Origin of the sequence: Streptomyces litchfieldiae (genome assembly GCF_031845365.1) — a bacterium.
Classification (GTDB): domain Bacteria; phylum Actinomycetota; class Actinomycetes; order Streptomycetales; family Streptomycetaceae; genus Streptomyces; species Streptomyces litchfieldiae.
In genome coordinates, this window is the sequence record NZ_JAVREL010000008.1 from 50,023 (window position 1) to 68,089 (window position 18,067).

The following is an 18,067-nucleotide window of genomic DNA, read 5'->3' on the forward strand; positions in this document are numbered from 1 at the left end:
CGGCGGATCAGCCCGCCCGCTGGAGGGTGCGGACGGAGTCCCGCCGACCGGCCTGGTCGGCGATCGTCCCCGCCAGATCCCGCGCGTTCTCGGTGTAGCCGGTGACCCGCAGAACCTCGCCGCCCGTCAGGCGGACGCGGCAGACGACGTCGTGCCCGAGGAGCCGCGACAGCGCCCGGACCCGGTCCACGATCGCGACCTCGTCGATCTCCTGCCAGGGCACCGCCCGGGCGGTGCCGGCCCGGCGGTTGATCAGACCGCGCTCACGAATCATGAAGATCTCGGCACCCGCGCGCCGGTGATCGAGTGCCCGCACCGCGCCCCGCCACAGGGCCAGCAGCCCCACGGCCAGCACGGGCCCGACGGCGTAGCCGGGCAGTCCCACCGGGACGGCGACGACGCCGGCCCCCACCGCCACCACCCCGACAACCAGCGAGCGGACGGCCGCCCGCCCCCTCCTCCGGTTGTCGGTCCGGTGCTTGCTCAACAGTTTTCCCAGTGCCCTCTCAGTTGCTGAGGCCATATGCGCTACCTCGGGTAGTCGGTGATCGTCGGACGGTCCTCAAAACGTGTACCATGCGGGCCGCGCCTGAGGCGACGATGTGAACGGCCTGAGAATGGGATGAGAACCGCCGGCCGGGACCTTCAGACGGAGAGGTCCCCGTCCACATAGACCCAGGCCCCGTCGACCCGCTCGAACCGGCTGCGCTCCCGGAGAAAACCGGGCCGCCCGCTGTCGGTGTGCCGGGCCTGGAAGGTGACCGTTCCGGTCGTGTGCAGTGCCGTTCCGTCGCGGGTGTCGAGGATCTCCAGGCCGAGCCAGCGCGTCCCGGCACCGAATTCGATCCGTGGCGGCCGGGTCCTGGGGTGCCAGGTGTGCAGCAGATAGTCCGCGTCCCGCAGGGCGAACGCGCTGTACCGGGAACGCATCAACGCCTCGGCCGTGGGCGCCGCGGCCTCCCCGCTGTGGTACCGGCCGCAACACCGCTGATAGGGCTCGGGCCGGCCACACGGACACCCGGCCGACTCGATGCCCCGCCCGGACTTCCGCCGAGGTGCGCGAGATCGTCGTGAGGCCACGCCCCCATTGTGCCCGGGCACCGGACGCCGCCCCGGCCGGGTGACGTCGGCCTCACTGCCCGGCCGTCACCGGGCAGGGCAGCGAGCGGTCCGGGCCCCAGGTCCGCTGGGGCAGATCCTGGGTGATCGCCCCGCACACCAGGGTCGCCGTGATCTCCCCCTCCGGCTCGGCCCGCACGATGATGGTCAACTTGTCGTGTGTCCGGCGGTCGTTGGTCACCGCGGAGGAGTCGACGCGCCCGGTCGCGCCGTCGAATCCGCCCTCGCCCAGGCCCTGGTAGAGCACGCCCTGCACCACATCGCGATCCAGCCGGGCATTGCTGCCTCCCGTGGCCCGCCACGCCTGGTCCACCCCCTCGGCCAGATAGCGCAACGCGTCCCAGGCCAGTGCCGGATGGGCGTCCACGCCCAGTGCCCTGGTCGCCGCGTCCCGATCGCCCGGGTCGTACGCCTGGTGGTAACGCTGGTAGAACTCGAACGCCTCGGGGCTCGCGCCCTCGCCCCGGGCGTAGTCCGCCAGCAACGGACCCGCGCCGCCCACCACGAAGTAGAGGTGGAGCCCGGGGTAGGCCTGCCAGGGGTCGTTCTCGCTGATCCTCGCGTTGGTCACCTCGTCACCGCCGAGCATGGTCAGCTCGGGGCAGCGCCCGGACTGCCGTTGCAGCTCCTGGAGGAACGGGCCTATCTCGCTGCCGCGGGCCGTCCACACCAGCACGGTGCGGGGCTCGGCGACCACCGCGTCGCACACGGTGCGGGCCAACTCCCGTGCGTCCTGCTGTATTTCGCCCTCGACAGCCGGTCCCTCATCCCGGCGGCCACCGTCCACCGGGCTGTAGAGCAGTGTGCGTGCCTCCGGATAGTCCTCCTGGAAGCCCCGTGCCAGATCGCTGCTGTAGGAGTCCCGCGGATCCGCGACCAGCAGCGCGACCTCCGCGGTGGTGTGGCCGTCCCCGTCGGGGATCAGCTCGCCCCGCCGGGCGAACTCGGCCATGATCGCGGCGGCCCGGCTGTTGGTCGGCGCGATCTGGTAATAGTGCTGGCCGTGGTCGAGCAGCTCGTCCGCGGTCCCCGAGGTGCCGATCACCGGCAGCCCCGCCGCGCTGAAGATCTCCAGCGCGTCATAGGTCGGCTGGCGGCTCTGCCCCATGCCGATCAGCCCGACCACGGAGCTGTCGCGCTCGGCCAGCTCCACGATGTGACGGGCCACCTCCCGCGCGTCCTGGAAGCGCTGTCCCGCGTCCGCGACCATCACGCGCAGGGGCACCCGTTCCCCGTGGAGCGCGCTGTCGTTCGTGTAGCGCTGCGCCAGCGCGATGCCCCGCAGCTCGGCGAGGGTCCCCCCGAGCACCGGATCGCTGGCCTCCACCGCACCGCTGAGCGTCCCCACGTAGACAACGGTGCGCGGCTGCGGGCGCCGGCCCTCGGCGGGCCAGTCCCGGGTGGCCTCGGCCACCCGCTCGTTCTCCGCCTCAATGGCCTTCAGCACGGCGGCCACATCCTCGTTGACCGCGCTGTCCGCCTCCTGGATGCCCACGCAACTGCCGTCCGTGCCAAGGATGGTGTTCTTCCCGCAGTGGTCGTCGTCGCCCAGCGGGAACGGGCCCACGGTCGCCGCCACCGCCAGCACCGCGCAGGCAAGCGCCCCCGAGGCCAGCGAGGCAACCAGCTCGGTCGTCGGCCCGAAGCGGCTCTCCGGGACCACGATCTTGGGGTGTGCCTTCAGCTCGAAGGCGGCGCTCTCGTCCTCCGCCGGGCCGGCGGGCAGCCGCACCACCAGGCCGCTCTGCCGGGGAGCCTCGTGCAGTGCCGCGCTCAGCTTGTCCGCCGCCCGGCCGAGGCCGGTGGCCGTCTCGTCCTCGATCTGGTCGGCCAGCGAGCCGACGCCACAGGCCAGGATCAGCGTGGAGGTGGCGCCCAGCCGCGCCGCGGAGGCGCGGGCCTCCCTGACGAACTGCTGCTCCCAGGAGTCCTTGTCGCCGGCCCGCTCGAAGACCAGCACGAACCGGGTGGCCCTGCGGCGGCGCCAGGGGTTCAGCCGGCCACCGCGCACGGCCCGCTCCAGATCGGTGAGCAGGGCCTGGGCCAGGGCCCGGTACAGCTCCTCCTGCCGCTCCCCGTCGAGCTCGGCCGTCCCCGCCTCGGGCACCAGCTCCTGGGCGTAGGCGAAGAGACTGAAGGGCCCCTTTCTCGCCTGCCCCAACTGCTCCTTCCCCCAGCGGCGGAACCAGCCCAGGCGGCGCCGCAGCGACACCCCGAACCACCAGCGCGGCAGCCACTGGAACAGCCAGGCGCTGGCGCCGTGCCACAACAGCGCCGGCAGTCCGCCGGAGGCGGCCTCGCCGTCCGCCGGCCCCCCGGCCAGCCGCCACAGCGCGTCGGCCACCGGGGAACTCTCCCGGTAACGCGCGTAGCAGTGATCGCGCAGCGCCCGTGGGCGGACCAGATCCGCGCGCGCCTCGTCGGGCGCCCGCGCCACCGTGGCGAGGAACCACAGCCCCGGCAGCCCAAGCCGGCCCTCGTCGCGCTTCTTGGTGATCTCCCGCAACTGACGCGCCATCGTGTCGATCATGGTCAACGGCCCGTCGCCGGGGGCGCGCGCCGGCACGTACGCATACCGCGTCAGCGGCGTCTCGGCACCGCCCAGCCAGCGGTCGAGGCCCGGGGCGATACGCGCGCTGTCCGCCGTGCCACCGGCTTCGGGATCGCACAGCAGCACCACGGGCAGCCAGTCCCGGCCCTTCCGGGGCTGGGTGATGAGTTGTTGCAGGGCTCGCGTGAACGCCCCCATCCCCGCGTACGCGGGCAGCCTCCCGCTGTCCCGTCCGTTGCTCCTGGTCATCTGCCCCCCATGTGACCCGGTGACCGGTGCGCCACTCCCCGTGAGCGGGCACCCGGCAGTCGCTCAACGTACGGAGACGCTCACGCGTTCCGCGCGGTTCGGGGCCGTCGGCGGTCGTCGCGGGACGTACCTCCATGGCGGAGGGCCGGCGCCCCTCCGTCGCGCCGGCCCTCCGCCTCGTGGGTGCGGGTCAGTGCTGCTGGGCGACCACGCCGCTGAGCTCGTTGGGGACCTCCGGCAAAGACACCGTGTTCACCACCTCACCCGACTCCAGGTCCACCGCGTGCAGTTCCTTGGCGGCCGGGTCGGTCACGTAGGCGGTGTGGTCGCGCACGAAGATCGCCGGGCGGGGCTGCTGCCACTCCAGCGGCTCCCGCCACTCCTCCTCGATCACCGGGATGGTGTCCACGACCTCGGCGCTCTCCGGGTCGATCACATGGATCTGCCCGTCGGTGCCCAGGACGAGGGCCTCGCCCTCCGGGCCGCGCGCCAGGGAGCGGAACGTGTAGCTCGTGCCGAGGTCGACCCGGGTCAGGGTGGCCGTCCTGGTGTCGATGAGCGAGATCTGCTCGGGGCGTTCGAGTTCCGCGTCGGCGTCCTGCTTGTAGTCGCCGAGCACGATCGGGGAGGCGTCGGTGCCCGCCTGGTTGCCGACCCGGCCGTACTCGGTGGGGCTGTCGACCTTCGTGATGGCGCCGTCGCGGTAGATCAGCACGCCGTCCTCGCAGCCGATCACCACGGCCTCGTCCTGCGCGGTCGCCTCGCCGTGCACGCCGGGGCAGTCCTCGTTGCGGGCGATCTCCTCGCGGTTCTCGTCGAGCACGATGATGCCGGTGCGCTCCTCCTCGGTGCCGAGCGTGACGACGAGTTCGCCATTGGCCAGCTCGATCGCCACGCCGTGGTGGGGGGCGGCCGCGGTGTAGGTCTCGGTCTCGGGCATGCCGTCGCCGAGGTGGTCCGGGTCGAAGCTGGTGACCTCGCCCGTCCCGTCCGAGAAGAGCACGGTGCGGCCGGCGTGGCGCACGACGTGGCCGGGCTCGGCTCCCTCGAATTGGACGTCCGTCAACGCGGCGCCGGCCGCGTCCAGGACGCGGAATCCGGCGGAGGTGGAGACCATGACGTGGCGGTCGTCGCCGGCCGCGTTGAGTCGGTTGAAGCCGTCGAGCGGGATGTCCTCCGCGATCTCGTACGTCTCGCCGTCGATGACGTACAGGCCGCCGTCGTAGGTGACGACGATCGGGTTCGCCACCGACGCGGCGGGCGTCTGGGACGGCTCCGACGCCGCCGGCTCGCCGGAGTCGTCCGAGTCGTCCGAGCCACAGGCGCTCAACGCGATCAGCGTGGCGGTGAGCGTGGACAGTGCCGCGGTTCGCCTGGTCCTGCGGGCACGCTGGCGTGGGGAGTGCATGGGTGAGTTCACCTTTCTTTTCCGGTCGTAACCGGTCGTTTCCGGTCGTTGCCGGGGGTATCGGGGGGGGTCAGTTCTCGCCGAGTCCGGCGGCGATGGCCTCGGTGTTGGCGCGCATCATGTCCAGGTAGGTCCCCGCGCCCTCGCCGGGCTCGGTCAGGGATTCCGAGAACAGCTCCACGACCTCGACGCGCAGGCCGACCTCGTCGGCGAGCACCCGCGCGAGCCGGTCGGGTTGCGAGGAGTCGGCGAAGATCGCGGGCACGCCCGCCTCGCGGATCGTGTCGGCGAGCGCGTCCAGGTCGGAGGAGCTGGGCGAGGCGAGCGTCGTGCCGCTGGGTATCACCGCGCCGACGACCTCGAAGTCGTAACGCTGCGCCAGGTAGCCGAAGACGTGGTGGTTGGTGACCAGGCTGCGCCGCTCGGGCGGGATGGCCGCGAAGCTCTCGTCCATCCACGCGTCCAGTTCGTCGACCTGTTCGAGGTAGCCCTCGGCGTTCGCGCGGACCGCCTCGGCGTCGACGCCCTCGACCTCCGCCACGACATGGTCGGTGATCGTCTCGACGGCGGTCCGCACCCGGCGCGGGTCGGTCCAGAAGTGCGGGTCGGGCTGGCCGGCGGTGTCGTCCGCGGTGTGGCCGAAGTCGATCGGGTCCACCTGCGCTCCGACCTCCAGGGTGGCGACGCCGGCGTCCTGTGCGGCCTGGACGTTGCGCAGCACGCCCTCCTCCAGGCCCAGGCCGTTGTAGACGACGAGTGAGGCGTCCTCGATCAGCGCCGCCTGCTGGGCGGAGATCCCGAACGAGTGGGGGTCGGCGTTGGGCTTCATCAGCACGGTCACCTCGGCCTCGTCGCCGATGACTTGCCGGGTGATGTCCCCGAGGATGTTCGTGGTGACGACGACGCCGGAGCCCTGGTCGTCGTCCGCCACGCAGCCGGTCAGCCCAGTCATCGAGATTGTGAGGGCGGGGAGCAGGAGCGCGAGGCGTATCGGTTTCATCGGCCTGTCTCCACCATGTGCGTGGGCGTGAAATCGAGGGGGAAGGTGCGGGCGACGCGCAGGTCGTCGTTGTAGTCGATCTCGTAAACGGTGTCCGCCGCCGCGTCGTTGACGTAGGCGCGGCTGCTGTCGATCTCGATGACGGGGGGCGCGGCGGCCGAGGCGGCCACGGGTTCGGCGAGCAGGGAGGCGTGGGCGGTCTCCTCGCCGCTGGTGGTGTCGTACGCGTGGAGCGCGCCGTCCGCGGTCAGGGTGAGCAGCGTCAGTCCGTCGCCGACGGCGTTGGCGGCCACCACCGGGCCGGTGTCGAACAGCGTCCACTCCCCGGCGCCGACGTCGAGCGTCCACACGCCGCGTTCGCCGGCCGGCGCGGCCAGCACCGCGCTGCCGGGGCGGTGGCTGAACTCCCAGGCGCGGTCCGCCTCGTCCGACCCCGGGTAGGGGATCTTCTCGGCGGTGAACGTCCCTTCGTTCTCGGGGTCCTCGGCGACCAGCAGGGCGCCGTCCGCGCAGCCGAAGACGACGCCGTGGCGGGTGACGACCGTGCCGTGCAGTTCGGGGCAGGGCTCGCCGAGGGTCGCGACCTCCGCGCCGTCGCGGGTACGGACCGCCACGGCGTCCGCGAGGTCCTGTCCCTGCCGCGGGACGGTCACCAGCAGGTGCTGGGCGTAGGGCACGGCGGTGCCGCGGTGGGGGGAGCCGAGGTCGAGGGTGCCGGGCCCGGCCGGGGAGACGCTGCCCGCTTCGAGTTGGGCGCGGTCCAGGAGGGTGACCGTGCCGTCGTCGAAGGTGACGGCGGTGACGGCGGTGTCGCTGTGGACGCTCACGGGGCGGGCGTCCGTGTCTCCGACGAGGGTGCCGGTGGCGCGGATGTCGGCGCGGTAGTAGTGGACGTGGTCGCCGTGGTCGACCATCCACGCGCCGCTGTCCACGGCCTGGACCGGCGCGCCGGCCTCGGCGGGCGTGAGGTAGGCGAACCGGCCGTCCCCGCCGATGCCGTCGACGCCCCCGTCCTGGCGCGCCTCGGGGACCTCGACGACCTCCTCGGTGATCAGGTCCAGGACGTGGACCGCGCCGGTATCCCCGTCCGCCAGGACGAGGCGCGACTGCTGTTCGGCGGTCTCCTCGGCCCCCTCGACGTAGCCGTGCGGGGTCTCCTCCTGCCCGGTGTTCTCGGCGGCGGCCTCGTCCGCGTCGTCGCCGCTGCCGCAGCCGCCGAGCAGCAGGCTCACGGCGACGGCGGAGGCGAACGAGGCGGACAGGGCCTTTCGGTTTCTGGTGCTGCTGGTGTGTTTCACGATGCGTGCTCGCTAGCTGCTTCCGTAGTGCTGGTGCTGAGGGGGGTCGAGTCGGGGAGAGGGGTGGGGGCGCCGCGGGTGCGCAGGTGGGCGGCGATGGCCGCGACGAAGAAGACGGCCACGGCCGTGGCGGCGATCGTCGCACCCGCCGCCGTGCCCCAATGCCAGGAGATGACCAGGCCGGCGACGGTGGCGGCGACGCCGAGCAGCGCGGCCGTGAGCATGATCAGCGGGATGCGCCGCACCCACAGCACGGCGGTGGCCGGCGGCGCGATGAGCAGGCCGAAGACCAGCAGGGTGCCGACGACGTGGAAGGACGCGACGATGGCGAGCGTCACGAGCCCCAGCAGCATGGCCTGGGCCACCCGCGGCCGCAGTCCCAGGGTGTGCGCCGTGCGGACGTCGAACGCGAGGGCGACGAACGACCGGTAGCCGAGCGCCGAGACCACGGCCGCGACGAGCAGCGCGACGGCGAGATACCCCAAATCCTCCTGACGGACCGCCAGGACGTCGCCGAAGAGGAAGCCCGTCAGGTCGACGGCGAAGGACTGGGAGTGCGAGACGATGATCACGCCCGCCGAGAGCATGCCGACGAACAGCAGGCCGATGCTGGTGTCCTGCGACAGCCTGCGCGAGCGGCTGAGCACCGTCACGCCCAGGGCCATGGCGCCGGAGCTGAGCGCGGCGCCGAGGAGCAGGTTGCCGCCCAGGAGCGAAGCCAGCGCGACGCCCGGGAGCATGCCGTGCGACATCGCGTCGCCGAGGAACGCCATGCCGCGCAGCACCACCCACGTGCCGGCCAGGGCGCAGATCAGCGAGACAAGGACCCCGCCCCACAGCGCACGTTGAACGAACGACGCCTGAAAGGGGTCAAGCAACCACTCCATGGCAGTGCACCCTACAATGAAAATGATTATCAGCACGATGAAGCGGATGTGAGGCTCGTGACAGCGGAGGCAGTGACAGTGCGCAACCTCTCGGCCGGCTACGGGCGCCGGCCGGTCCTCCAACGGGTCACGGCCCATATCCCGCGCGCCCGCACCACAGTCGTCGTCGGCCCGAACGGCTCGGGGAAGTCCACGCTGCTCGGCGCGCTCGCCGGCGTGGTCCCGCCGACGTCCGGCGCCGTGGCACGCCAGGCCCTGGATGCGGGCCGCACCGCGTTCGTGGTGCAGCGCAGCGAGGCGTCCGACGTACTGCCCATCACCGTGCGGGAGACCGTCGCCATGGGGAGATGGGCGCGGCGCGGCCCATGGCGGCGCCTGACCCGGCGGGACCGGGCGGTCGTCGAGTCCTGCATGGCGCGCCTGGGCATCCTCGACCTGGCCTCACGGCAGTTGGGCGCGCTCTCCGGCGGGCAGCGCCAGCGCGCGCTCGTCGCCCAGGGCCTGGCCCAGGAGGCGGACCTGCTGCTGCTCGACGAACCGGCGGCGGGCCTGGACCTGGAGGCGCAGCGCCGCATCCGGGAAGTGCTCGACGAGCAGCGGGAGTCCGGCGTCACCGTGGTCCACACCACCCACGACCTCACCGAGGCGATGCGCGCCGACCACTGCCTGCTGCTCGGCCAGGGGCGCCTCCTCGCGGCGGGCCCCCCGGACTCGGTGCTCACCCGGGACGCCCTGGAACGGGCCTGGGGGATGCCCGGGATCGACGTATGAGTGTGGTGCCGCCCAGGAAGGAACCTGTGCCCATGTCCGTTGAGACCGACCCCTACGCGGTGTCCGCGCCGTTCATCGACCCGCTCATCGCCGGCTTCTGGGAAGGTGTCGCGCCGTCACTCACCGCGGAGCTCACCGGGCTGACCGCCGGCTCCGGGCCGGTGGTGGACCTCGGCGCGGGCTCCGGGCGCGGCGTTCGCGTGATCGGCACGGCGCTGCCCGGCGTTCCCGTGGTGGCCGTGGAGCCGTCCGCCGCGATGCGGACCGCGCTGTTCGCCCGGCTCGTGGACGACCCCGGGCTCGCCGCGCGGACCACCGTCGTCGCCGCCGATGCCCTGGCCGTCGAACTTCCCGCCGCCACGCGGGCGGTGGTGGCCATGAACGTCCTCGGCCATCTCGCGCCGGCCGAGCGCGCTCGGCTGTGGCGCCGGGTCGCCGAGCGCCTGGCGCCCGGCGGGGCACTGTTGGTCAACAATCAGCCCCCGCACGCGCCCTCGGCGGTGCCGCTCGCCCGCGGGAACGCGTTCCGCGTCGGCGACCACGACTACGAGGGCTGGGTCCGGGCCGAGCCGGCCGGCGAGGACCGAATCCTGTGGCACATGACGTACAAGACCCTCCAAGGCGGCCGGTGCGTGGCCGAGGTGGCGGTCGACTACGACTGGTGGGTGGTGACCGACGAGCGGCTGCGCGCCGAGTGGTCCGCGCACGGCCCGACCGCGCGCGTGGCGGGCACCGGGCCCTCGGCCTTCCACGTCGTCACCGCCGCCCCGGACGGGGCCCCGGCGCGTTGACCGGCTTGCGGCGCCCGTTCATGAGCTGAACGGGCAGCCGCTGTCCGGCACATGGTCCGTCCCGCGCGGGCAACATGCTCGACCCTGATCATTAACAGTCACGCTATTGCCACGGTCCGTGATGCGGTCTACGGTCGTCTCCTCGTGGATCTACAGGCGTAGACGAAGAGGGGCGAGGCGCATGCGACGAGTCGTCATCCGGGGCGGGCTGGTGGTCACCGCCACCGATGAAATCGAAGCGGACGTACTCGTCGAGGGCGAACGCGTCGCCGCCCTGGCCGAGCGCGGGAGCGACGCCGCGCAGGGGTGGACCGCGGACCACGTCATCGACGCCACCGGCAAGTACGTCATACCGGGCGGCGTCGACGCCCACACCCACATGGAGCTGCCCTTCGGCGGTACCTCCGCGTCGGACACCTTCGAGACCGGGACGCGGGCCGCCGCATGGGGCGGGACCACCACCGTTGTCGACTTCGCCGTGCAGTCCAAGGGGCAGGCGCTGCGCGACGGGCTCGACGCCTGGTACGCCAAGGCCGCCGGCCACTGCGCCATCGACTACGCGTTTCACATGATCCTGTCGGATGTCACCGACGCCTCGCTCAAGGAGATGGATCTCCTTGTCGACGAAGGAATCACGTCGTTCAAGTTGTTCATGGCCTATCCCGGGGTCTTCTACAGCGACGACGGCCAGATCCTGCGGGCCATGCAGCGGGCCGCCGGCAACGGCGGGACGATCATGATGCACGCGGAGAACGGCATCGCCATCGACGTGCTGGTGGAGCAGGCGCTCGCCGCCGGGCGGACCGATCCCCGGTATCACGGCGAGGTGCGGAAGGTGCTGCTGGAGGCGGAGGCCACCCACCGGGCCGTTCAACTGGCGCGGGTGGCCGGCGGTCCGCCGCTGTACGTGGTGCACGTGTCGGCCGAGGAGGCCGTCCGGGAGCTGGCGGTGGCGCGGGACGCGGGGTTGCCGGTGTTCGGGGAGACCTGCCCGCAGTATCTGTTCCTGTCCACCGACAACCTGGCCGAGCCCGACTTCGAGGGCGCCAAGTACGTGTGCAGCACCCCGCTGCGCCCGCGCGAGCACCAGGCCGCGCTCTGGCGGGGGCTGCGCACCGACGATCTCCAGGTGGTGTCCACGGACCACTGCCCGTTCTGCTTCAGCGGCCAGAAGGAGCTGGGCCGGGGCGACTTCTCCAAGATCCCCAACGGCATCCCGGGCGTGGAGAACCGCATGGACCTGCTGCATCAGGCCGTGGTGGAGGGGCACATCTCGCGGCGCCGCTGGATCGACATCGCGTGTGCCGCGCCGGCCCGGATGTTCGGACTGTACGGGCGCAAAGGGACCATCGCGCCGGGCGCGGACGCGGACATCGTCGTCTACGATCCGGCCGCCGAGCAGACGCTGTCGGCCGAGACCCACCACATGAACGTCGACTACTCGGCGTACGAGGGGAAGCGGATCACCGGCCAGGTGGTCACCGTCCTGTCGCGCGGCCGGACGGTCATCGACGAGCGGCGGTACACCGGGCGCGCCGGGCACGGGGTGTTCCTGCCGCGCGCCACCTGTCAGTACGTCAATTGAGGGGCTGCGCCATGGACTTCGGACTCGTCCTCCAGACCGATCCGCCCGCCGCGGAGGTCATCGCGCTGATGCGCCGCGCCGAGCGGGCCGGCTTCCGTTACGGCTGGACGTTCGACTCGGCCGTGCTGTGGCAGGAGCCGTTCGTCATTCACAGCCAGATTCTCGCGCAGACCGAGACGCTGACCGTGGGGCCGATGGTGACCAATCCGGGGACGCGCACCTGGGAGGTGACGGCTTCCACATTCGCCACGCTGAACGAGATGTACGGCAACCGCACGGTGTGCGGCATCGGGCGCGGCGACTCGGCGATGCGCGTCGCGGGCCGCAGGCCCAACTCCCTTGCGCGGCTGGGCGAGGCGATCGGCGTGATCCGGGATCTGGCCGAGGGCCGCGAGGCGGTCGTGGACGGGACGGCGATGCGGCTGCCGTGGATCCGGGACAGCAGGCTGCCGGTGTGGATGGCCGCGTATGGCCCCAAGGCCCTGGCGCTGACCGGGGAACGGGCCGACGGCTTCATCCTCCAGCTCGCGGACGTCTTTCTGACCGAGTGGATGGTGAAGGCCGTCAAGTCCGCCGCGGTGGCGGCCGGCCGGGACCCGGCGGCGGTCACCGTGTGCGTGGCCGCGCCCGCGTATGTCACCGCCGACGACTCCCCCGCGGCGCTGGCCCACGCGCGTGAGCAGTGCCGCTGGTTCGGCGGGATGGTGGGCAACCACGTGGCCGATCTCGTGGACCGGTACGGCGCGGACTCGGGGCTGGTGCCCGCGGAGTTGACCGCGTACATCGCGAAGCGGCAGGGCTACGACTACAGCCACCACGGGCGTTCGGGGAATCCGGACACGGCGTTCGTGCCCGACGCGATCGTCGACCGGTTCTGCCTGATCGGGCCGGTCGAGGCGCATGTCGCGAAGCTGCGCCAACTGCGCGAGCTGGGCGTCGACCAGTTCGCCGTCTACGACATGCACGACGCGAAGGAGTCGGTGATCGACCTCTACGGCGAGCATGTGATCCCCGCCCTGGGCTGAACTCCCCACGGGCGTACGCCGCGACGCCGCGAACGCGCGGCCGGGCACGCACCCGCACGGCCCCGATCCGCCGACCAGGAAGGGCCACCCCCGTGACCGAGACAGCTCCCGCCCTCACTCCCCCGCCCCCGGCCGACGGGCCGGACGGGCGCTTCGCCAACGACGACCTGCTGCCGGTGCCACCGGAGCGACGGAGCTGGAAGACCTATCACTTCGCGGCGTTGTGGATCGGCATGGCCATCAACGTCCCCACCTGGACGCTGGCCGCGGGGCTGATCGCCCTGGGCATGGACTGGGTGCAGGCCGTGCTGACGATCGCGGTCGCCAATGTCATCGTGCTTGCCCCGATGCTGCTGACGGGCCATGTCGGGCCGAAGTACGGCATACCGTTCCCCGTGCTGGCGCGCGCCTCGTTCGGGGTGCTGGGCGCCAACGTGCCAGCGCTGCTGCGGGGGTTGGCAGCGTGCGCCTGGTTCGGGATCCAGACCTGGGTGGGCGGCCAGAGCATCTGGTTCCTGGCGGGCAGGCTGTTCGGCGCGGGGAGTTGGTGGAACGAGGCGGGCGAGATCGGCGGCCGGGCGTGGACGCTGTGGCTGTGCTTCGTGCTGTTCTTCCTGATCGAGGTCGGGATCATTCTGCGGGGCATGGACACCCTGCGGCGGTTCGAGAGCTGGGCCGCGCCGGTGATGATCGTGGGCGCGGTGCTGCTGCTGGTGTGGATCGCGGGCGAGGCGGGCGGCTTCGGGCCGTTGCTCGACCAGCCGTCGGCGCTGGGCTGGGGCGGTGATTTCTGGGAGGTCTTCTTCCCCGCGCTGATGGGCATGATCGGCTTTTGGTCGACGCTGTCGCTGAACATCCCGGACTTCACGCGGTTCGGCTCGGGCCAGCGGGCGCAGGTCTGGGGGCAGTCGCTCGGACTGCCCACGACGATGGCGGCGTTCGCGCTGCTGTCGGTGCTGGTGACCTCCGGCTCGCAGGCGGTGTACGGGGAGCCGGTGTGGGATCCGGCGGAGCTGGCGGCCCGGATGGACAACGAACTGGGCGTGGTGTTCGCGCTGTTCGTCATCCTGCTGGCCACGCTCACCACCAACATCGCGGCGAATCTGGTCAGTCCTGCCTACGACCTGTCCAACGTGGCGCCCCGGCGTATCAACTTCCGTGCGGGGGCGCTGATCGCCGCCGGGGTCGGCATGCTGATGTTCCCCTGGGAGCTGTACGAGAATCCCGACATCTACATCTTCACCTGGCTGGGCACGGTGGGCGGTCTGCTGGGCACGGTGTCCGGGATCCTGATCGCGGACTACTGGCTGTTGCGGGCGACCCGACTGGAGGTCGCCGACCTGTATCGGGCGAGCGGCCGTTACTGGTACCGCGGGGGCTGGAACTGGCGGGCGCTGGTCGCGTTCGGCGCCGGCGGCGTGCTGGCGGTCGGCGGCTCCTACTCCGGGCCGTATCCGGAGGACGGGCTGATCCCGTTCCTCCAGCCGCTGGCGGACTACGGCTGGGCGGTGGGCCTGGGCGTGTCGTTCGTCGTCCACGCGCTGCTGATGCGGCTGATACCGGCGCGGGCGGCGGAGGGCTGATCCGCCGCGCGGCCGGCGGCGGGGGTCAGTGGCCGGACCCGGCGTGCGAGCCGTGGTCGCTGAGCTGGGCCTCGAACCAGTCGTGCAGGGCGTCGACGAGCGCGGGGTCCTCCGTTTCGTAGAACAGGGTGGCCCCGTCTGTCCGTTCCTCGTAGCGCACCTCGAACTGGTCGTGGCCCGCCTCCAGTTCGGCCAGGCCCGGCATGTCGGGTCCGTGGATCCGGGCGGGGTCGCCGAAGTCGCCCCGGCCGAAGGCGGCGGCCTCCTCCCGCAGATGGGCGCGGATGAGGTCGATCTGCCCGGCGTCGCCGGGCCGGTTGGCCACGACGTCCTGGACGCCGCCGGTCGGCGTGGGGGTGAAGTGGTGCGTGGTCTCCTCCAGGTCGAACGGCATGACCTCCCGGCCCCGCTCGGCCACTTCCGGCTGCCGGTCGCCCTGTCCCTGTCCGTCGCTCTGCCCCTGTCCGTCGCCCGCGTCCCGCGCCGGGCCGCCGGTCATCAGGGCCACGGTGGCCGCCGCGGCGGCGAGGGCCACGGTGGCCGCCGCGGCGGCGAGGGCCGCGCCCGCGCTCGCGCTCGCGCTCGCCAGCAGGACCCGGCGCTTGCCGCTATTCGTCCAGTGCCTCCACCAGGACATGCAGGGCGTGGAGCACGCCCTCTCGTTCGTGTTCGGGGATCGAGACGAGCAAGCGGGAGAACTTCTCCCGCCGGGCCTCGGCCAGGTTCCCCGCGGCGCGCTCGCCCGAGGGCGTCAGCCGCAGGACGACGCCGCGCCCGTCGCCGGGCGCCGGGGCGCGTTCCACCCAGCCGCGCGCGGTCAGTTGGCCGACGAGCCGGCTGACCGTGCTCTTCGTCAGCCGCAGCCGGCGGGCGAGTTCGACCTGGCGCAGCTCGCCGTCCTGCGCCAACTCGCCCAGGGCGTGCGCCTCGGAGACCGGAATCGGCTGCCCGCAGGGCGTCTTCTCCGGCTGATGCAGCCCGAAGGCGCGGACGAATCCCCGCAGCGCCTCCTGGAGTTCGGCCGGGTCGTCGGTCCCGCGTTCGCTCGACATGGTTCGACTGTACAACCAGATGGTTCGACGATGCAACCAGTTGCCGATGGTCGGGTGGGGCGTCGGCATGACGAAAGACAGAGAGAAGTCCTGCCGTTGGACAGATGTCCGGGGCCTCCCGATTTTCTAGGGTCGCTGGTGAGAAAGCACGACGACGGCGAAGGACCACGAGCGATGATCACCCTGGAGCGGCTCACCAAACGATTCGGCGACAGCACCGCCGTCGACGACCTCACCGTCGACGTCGGCGCGGGTCTGGTGACGGGGTTCCTCGGGCCCAACGGCGCCGGCAAGTCCACCACGATGAGGATGATCCTCGGGCTCGACCGGCCCACCTCCGGACGGGCCCTCGTCGCCGGCAGGCCCTACTCGGAGCTGCGCCATCCGCTGCGCGAGGTCGGCGCGCTCCTCGACGCCAAGGCGCTCCACCCCGGGCGCGGCGCGCGGACCCATCTGCGGGCGCTGGCCCGCACCCATCACATACCGGCGCGGCGCGTGGACGAGACGCTGGACATCGTGGGCCTCGGCGAGGTCGGCGGGCGGCGGGCCGGCGGGTTCTCCCTGGGCATGCACCAGCGACTCGGCATAGCCGCCGCGCTGCTCGGCGATCCGGGCGTTCTCATCTTCGACGAGCCGGTCAACGGGCTCGACCCCGACGGCGTGCTGTGGATCCGCGAGCTGATCCGTTCGCTGGCCGCCGAGGGCCGGACGGTGTTCGTCTCCAGCCATCTGATGAGCGAGATGGAGCTGATGGCCGACCGCCTGGTCGTCATCGGCCGCGGGCGGCTGATCGCGGACGCCCCCCTGAGCGAGGTGATCGCCACCAGCTCCGTCGCGGCCGTCGTCGTGCGCTGCCCCGACCCCGGCCGGCTCGCCCTGCTGTGCCAGCACCTGGTGGCGGGCGGCGCCCGGGTCGAGACGTCGGAGGAGAGCCGGCTCGTCATATCCGGCACCCCCATCGAGGAGGTCGGCCTGCTGGCCCACAGGCTCGGCGTCCCGCTCCTGGAGCTCAGCGCGCGCCAGGCCTCGCTGGAGGAGGCATACATGGAACTGACAGCCGCCTCGGCGCAATTCAGGGCCTCGTGACGCCGCCCACCCACCGCACCGCCCTCCCGCACCACCCCGCGCTGCCCGAGCCCCTCGGCGCGCCGAACGAAAGGCACCACCCCATGTCCTCCGCCACCTCCCCCGCCGCCCTGCCCTCGATCACCGCGCGGACCCGCGCCCGCAGTTCGTCCCTACGCGGCACCCTGGGGTCCGAATGGATCAAGTTCTGGTCCGTGCGCTCCACCTGGTGGTCGCTGGCCAGCGCCTTCGTCCTCATGGCGGGCTGCGCCGCCGTCCTCGGCATGGACTTCGCCGCCGACGTCGAGGCCGGTGAGACCTCGGACGGGAGCACGATGGGCTTCGGCGAGCCGGGGGACAACGCGGTCATGCTCGCCCAGTTCGCGGTGGTGGCCTACGCGATGCTCACGGTGACCGCCGAGTTCGCGACCGGGGCGATGCGGGTGACGCTCACGGCCGACCCGCGGCGTGGCCGGGTGCTCCTCGCCAAAACGGCCGTCGTCGTCGCGGTGACCGCCCCGCTCGCGCTCGCCCTGGCCGTGCTCGGCCTCGCGCTGGGCCACGCCACGCTCGGCCCCCACGGCGTGGGGGACGCCGCGTCGGGCGCCCGCGACGTGGCCGCCGTCACCGCCTACCTGGTGCTCACCGCGGTGCTGACCGTGGGAGTGGGCGCCGTGCTGCGCAGCTCGGTCGGCACCCTCAGCGGAGTCCTCACCGTCATGCTGGCCCTGCCGATGATCATCACGACGACCGGGTCGGAGTATCTGCCGGGGCGCGCCGGGCTGACCCTGCTCTCGGGCGAGACCGACGCCCTCGGCCCGGTGGCCTCGGGTGTCGTACTGGCGGCCTGGGCCGTCGCGGCCCAGGCCGCCGGCTACCTCGCGCTGCGCCGGCGGGACGTATGAGCCCCGGCGGGGCGTCAGGTCGCCAGACGCTCGACCATGCCCGCCTCGTAGGCGATGAGCGCGGCCTGGACGCGATTGCGGATCCCCAACCGGCCCAGGATGGCACTCACATGGGTCTTCACGGTGCCCTCCGTCAGATGCAGGCGGCGGCCGATCTCCGCGTTGGACAGGCCGGAGCCCAGCAGCGCCAGCACCTCACGCTCCCGGGCGCTGAGCGCGGCGATCCGCTCACCGCCGCCCGGCCCCGGCAGCAGCCGGCCCCGGCCGATGCGGGTGATGACGCGCTTGGTCACCTGCGGCGACAGGTAGGCGGCGCCGTCGGCCGCCGCCCGGACCCCCGCGACCAGCTCCCGCGGGTCGCCGGTCTTCAGCAGGAAGCCGGTGGCGCCGCTGTCCAGCGCCCGGGAAATGTAGGCGTCCTCGCCGAACGTGGTCAGGATGACGACGGCGCTCTCCGGCACGGTCCGGCGCAGTTCGGCCGCGGCGGACAGCCCGTCCATGCGCGGCATCCGGATGTCCAGGACGGCGACGTCCGGACGGTGCCGGCGGGCCAGCTCGACGGCCTCCTGACCGTCGCCGGCCTCCGCCACGACATCGATGCCCGGGTCCGCGGTCAGGATGGCCCGGACGCCCGCGCGGATCAGCGGCTCGTCCTCGGCGAGCAGCACCTGAAGGGCGCGGGGAGTGTCGATGTGCCTGTCTGCCATGGCGGCGTCCGCCCCTTCCGCTCTCTCCGGTCATCCTCAACGCACCCCGCTTCCCCGGGGCTTCACGGCCC

General features: G+C 72.5%; 17 protein-coding genes. 7 read left to right on the forward strand and 10 right to left on the reverse strand.

The genetic code is table 11. The features are described from left to right. Positions 1-7 precede the first annotated feature (7 nt). The 7 genes from RM590_RS15430 to aztB all read right to left on the reverse strand — a co-directional run bounded on the left by RM590_RS15430 (position 8) and on the right by aztB (position 8,512). On the reverse strand, positions 8-487 hold the full coding sequence (locus tag RM590_RS15430) for a hypothetical protein (protein WP_311705134.1): 480 nt from the start codon (positions 485-487) through the stop codon (positions 8-10). A 158-nt stretch (positions 488-645) separates the two neighbouring features. Continuing rightward, positions 646-1,032 (reverse strand): YchJ family protein, encoded by a 387-nt coding sequence (locus tag RM590_RS15435; protein WP_311705342.1) that lies wholly within the window; start codon positions 1,030-1,032, stop codon positions 646-648. 100 nt (positions 1,033-1,132) lie between these two features. Beyond that, complete coding sequence (locus RM590_RS15440; RefSeq protein ID WP_311705135.1) at positions 1,133-3,919, reverse strand: ABC transporter substrate-binding protein; 2,787 nt, start codon at positions 3,917-3,919, stop codon at positions 1,133-1,135. 190 nt (positions 3,920-4,109) lie between these two features. After that, positions 4,110-5,327 carry a zinc metallochaperone AztD gene (aztD, locus tag RM590_RS15445; protein ID WP_311705136.1) on the reverse strand — a complete coding sequence of 406 codons (1,218 nt, stop codon included), beginning with the start codon at positions 5,325-5,327 and terminating at the stop codon, positions 4,110-4,112. Positions 5,328-5,397: 70 nt separating this feature from the next. Beyond that, on the reverse strand, positions 5,398-6,279 hold the full coding sequence (gene aztC, locus RM590_RS15450) for a zinc ABC transporter substrate-binding protein AztC (protein ID WP_311705137.1): 882 nt from the start codon (positions 6,277-6,279) through the stop codon (positions 5,398-5,400). 44 nt (positions 6,280-6,323) lie between these two features. Continuing rightward, on the reverse strand, positions 6,324-7,625 hold the full coding sequence (locus RM590_RS15455; RefSeq protein WP_311705138.1) for a hypothetical protein: 1,302 nt from the start codon (positions 7,623-7,625) through the stop codon (positions 6,324-6,326). Further along, positions 7,622-8,512, reverse strand: coding sequence for a zinc ABC transporter permease AztB (aztB, locus tag RM590_RS15460; protein ID WP_311705139.1), 891 nt, complete (start codon positions 8,510-8,512; stop codon positions 7,622-7,624). The genes RM590_RS15455 and aztB overlap by 4 nt, the downstream gene beginning before the upstream one ends. Positions 8,513-8,569: 57 nt before the next feature. Between aztB and aztA the strand changes: the two genes are divergently transcribed. From aztA to RM590_RS15485, 5 genes are all read left to right on the forward strand, one after another. Continuing rightward, positions 8,570-9,283: a zinc ABC transporter ATP-binding protein AztA gene (gene aztA / locus RM590_RS15465; protein WP_311705140.1), complete on the forward strand. Its 714-nt coding sequence runs from the start codon at positions 8,570-8,572 to the stop codon at positions 9,281-9,283. A gap of 32 nt (positions 9,284-9,315) precedes the next feature. Beyond that, positions 9,316-10,074 (forward strand): class I SAM-dependent methyltransferase, encoded by a 759-nt coding sequence (locus tag RM590_RS15470; protein ID WP_311705141.1) that lies wholly within the window; start codon positions 9,316-9,318, stop codon positions 10,072-10,074. Positions 10,075-10,255: 181 nt separating this feature from the next. Further along, complete coding sequence (gene hydA, locus RM590_RS15475) at positions 10,256-11,659, forward strand: dihydropyrimidinase (protein WP_311705142.1); 1,404 nt, start codon at positions 10,256-10,258, stop codon at positions 11,657-11,659. 11 nt (positions 11,660-11,670) lie between these two features. Further along, positions 11,671-12,684: a TIGR03842 family LLM class F420-dependent oxidoreductase gene (locus RM590_RS15480; protein WP_311705143.1), complete on the forward strand. Its 1,014-nt coding sequence runs from the start codon at positions 11,671-11,673 to the stop codon at positions 12,682-12,684. A gap of 92 nt (positions 12,685-12,776) precedes the next feature. Further along, positions 12,777-14,267, forward strand: a complete 1,491-nt coding sequence (locus RM590_RS15485) for an NCS1 family nucleobase:cation symporter-1 (protein WP_311705144.1) — start codon at positions 12,777-12,779, stop codon at positions 14,265-14,267. A gap of 25 nt (positions 14,268-14,292) precedes the next feature. Here RM590_RS15485 and RM590_RS15490 read toward each other — a convergent pair whose 3' ends face one another. Then, positions 14,293-14,904, reverse strand: coding sequence for an aspartate carbamoyltransferase (locus tag RM590_RS15490; RefSeq protein ID WP_311705145.1), 612 nt, complete (start codon positions 14,902-14,904; stop codon positions 14,293-14,295). Then, positions 14,876-15,319, reverse strand: a complete 444-nt coding sequence (locus tag RM590_RS15495) for a MarR family winged helix-turn-helix transcriptional regulator (protein WP_311705146.1) — start codon at positions 15,317-15,319, stop codon at positions 14,876-14,878. The genes RM590_RS15490 and RM590_RS15495 overlap by 29 nt, the downstream gene beginning before the upstream one ends. A 174-nt stretch (positions 15,320-15,493) precedes the next feature. Here RM590_RS15495 and RM590_RS15500 point away from each other — a divergent pair, with 174 nt between their 5' ends. Both RM590_RS15500 and RM590_RS15505 read left to right on the forward strand, forming a co-directional pair. After that, on the forward strand, positions 15,494-16,405 hold the full coding sequence (locus RM590_RS15500; RefSeq protein ID WP_311705147.1) for an ABC transporter ATP-binding protein: 912 nt from the start codon (positions 15,494-15,496) through the stop codon (positions 16,403-16,405). Next, complete coding sequence (locus tag RM590_RS15505; protein WP_311705148.1) at positions 16,402-17,289, forward strand: hypothetical protein; 888 nt, start codon at positions 16,402-16,404, stop codon at positions 17,287-17,289. Before RM590_RS15500 ends, RM590_RS15505 begins: the two co-directional genes overlap by 4 nt. A gap of 14 nt (positions 17,290-17,303) precedes the next feature. Here the strand turns inward: RM590_RS15505 and RM590_RS15510 are convergent, their stop codons facing one another. Then, positions 17,304-17,996, reverse strand: coding sequence for a response regulator transcription factor (locus tag RM590_RS15510; RefSeq protein WP_311705149.1), 693 nt, complete (start codon positions 17,994-17,996; stop codon positions 17,304-17,306). Between the last annotated feature and the right edge of the window lie 71 nt (positions 17,997-18,067).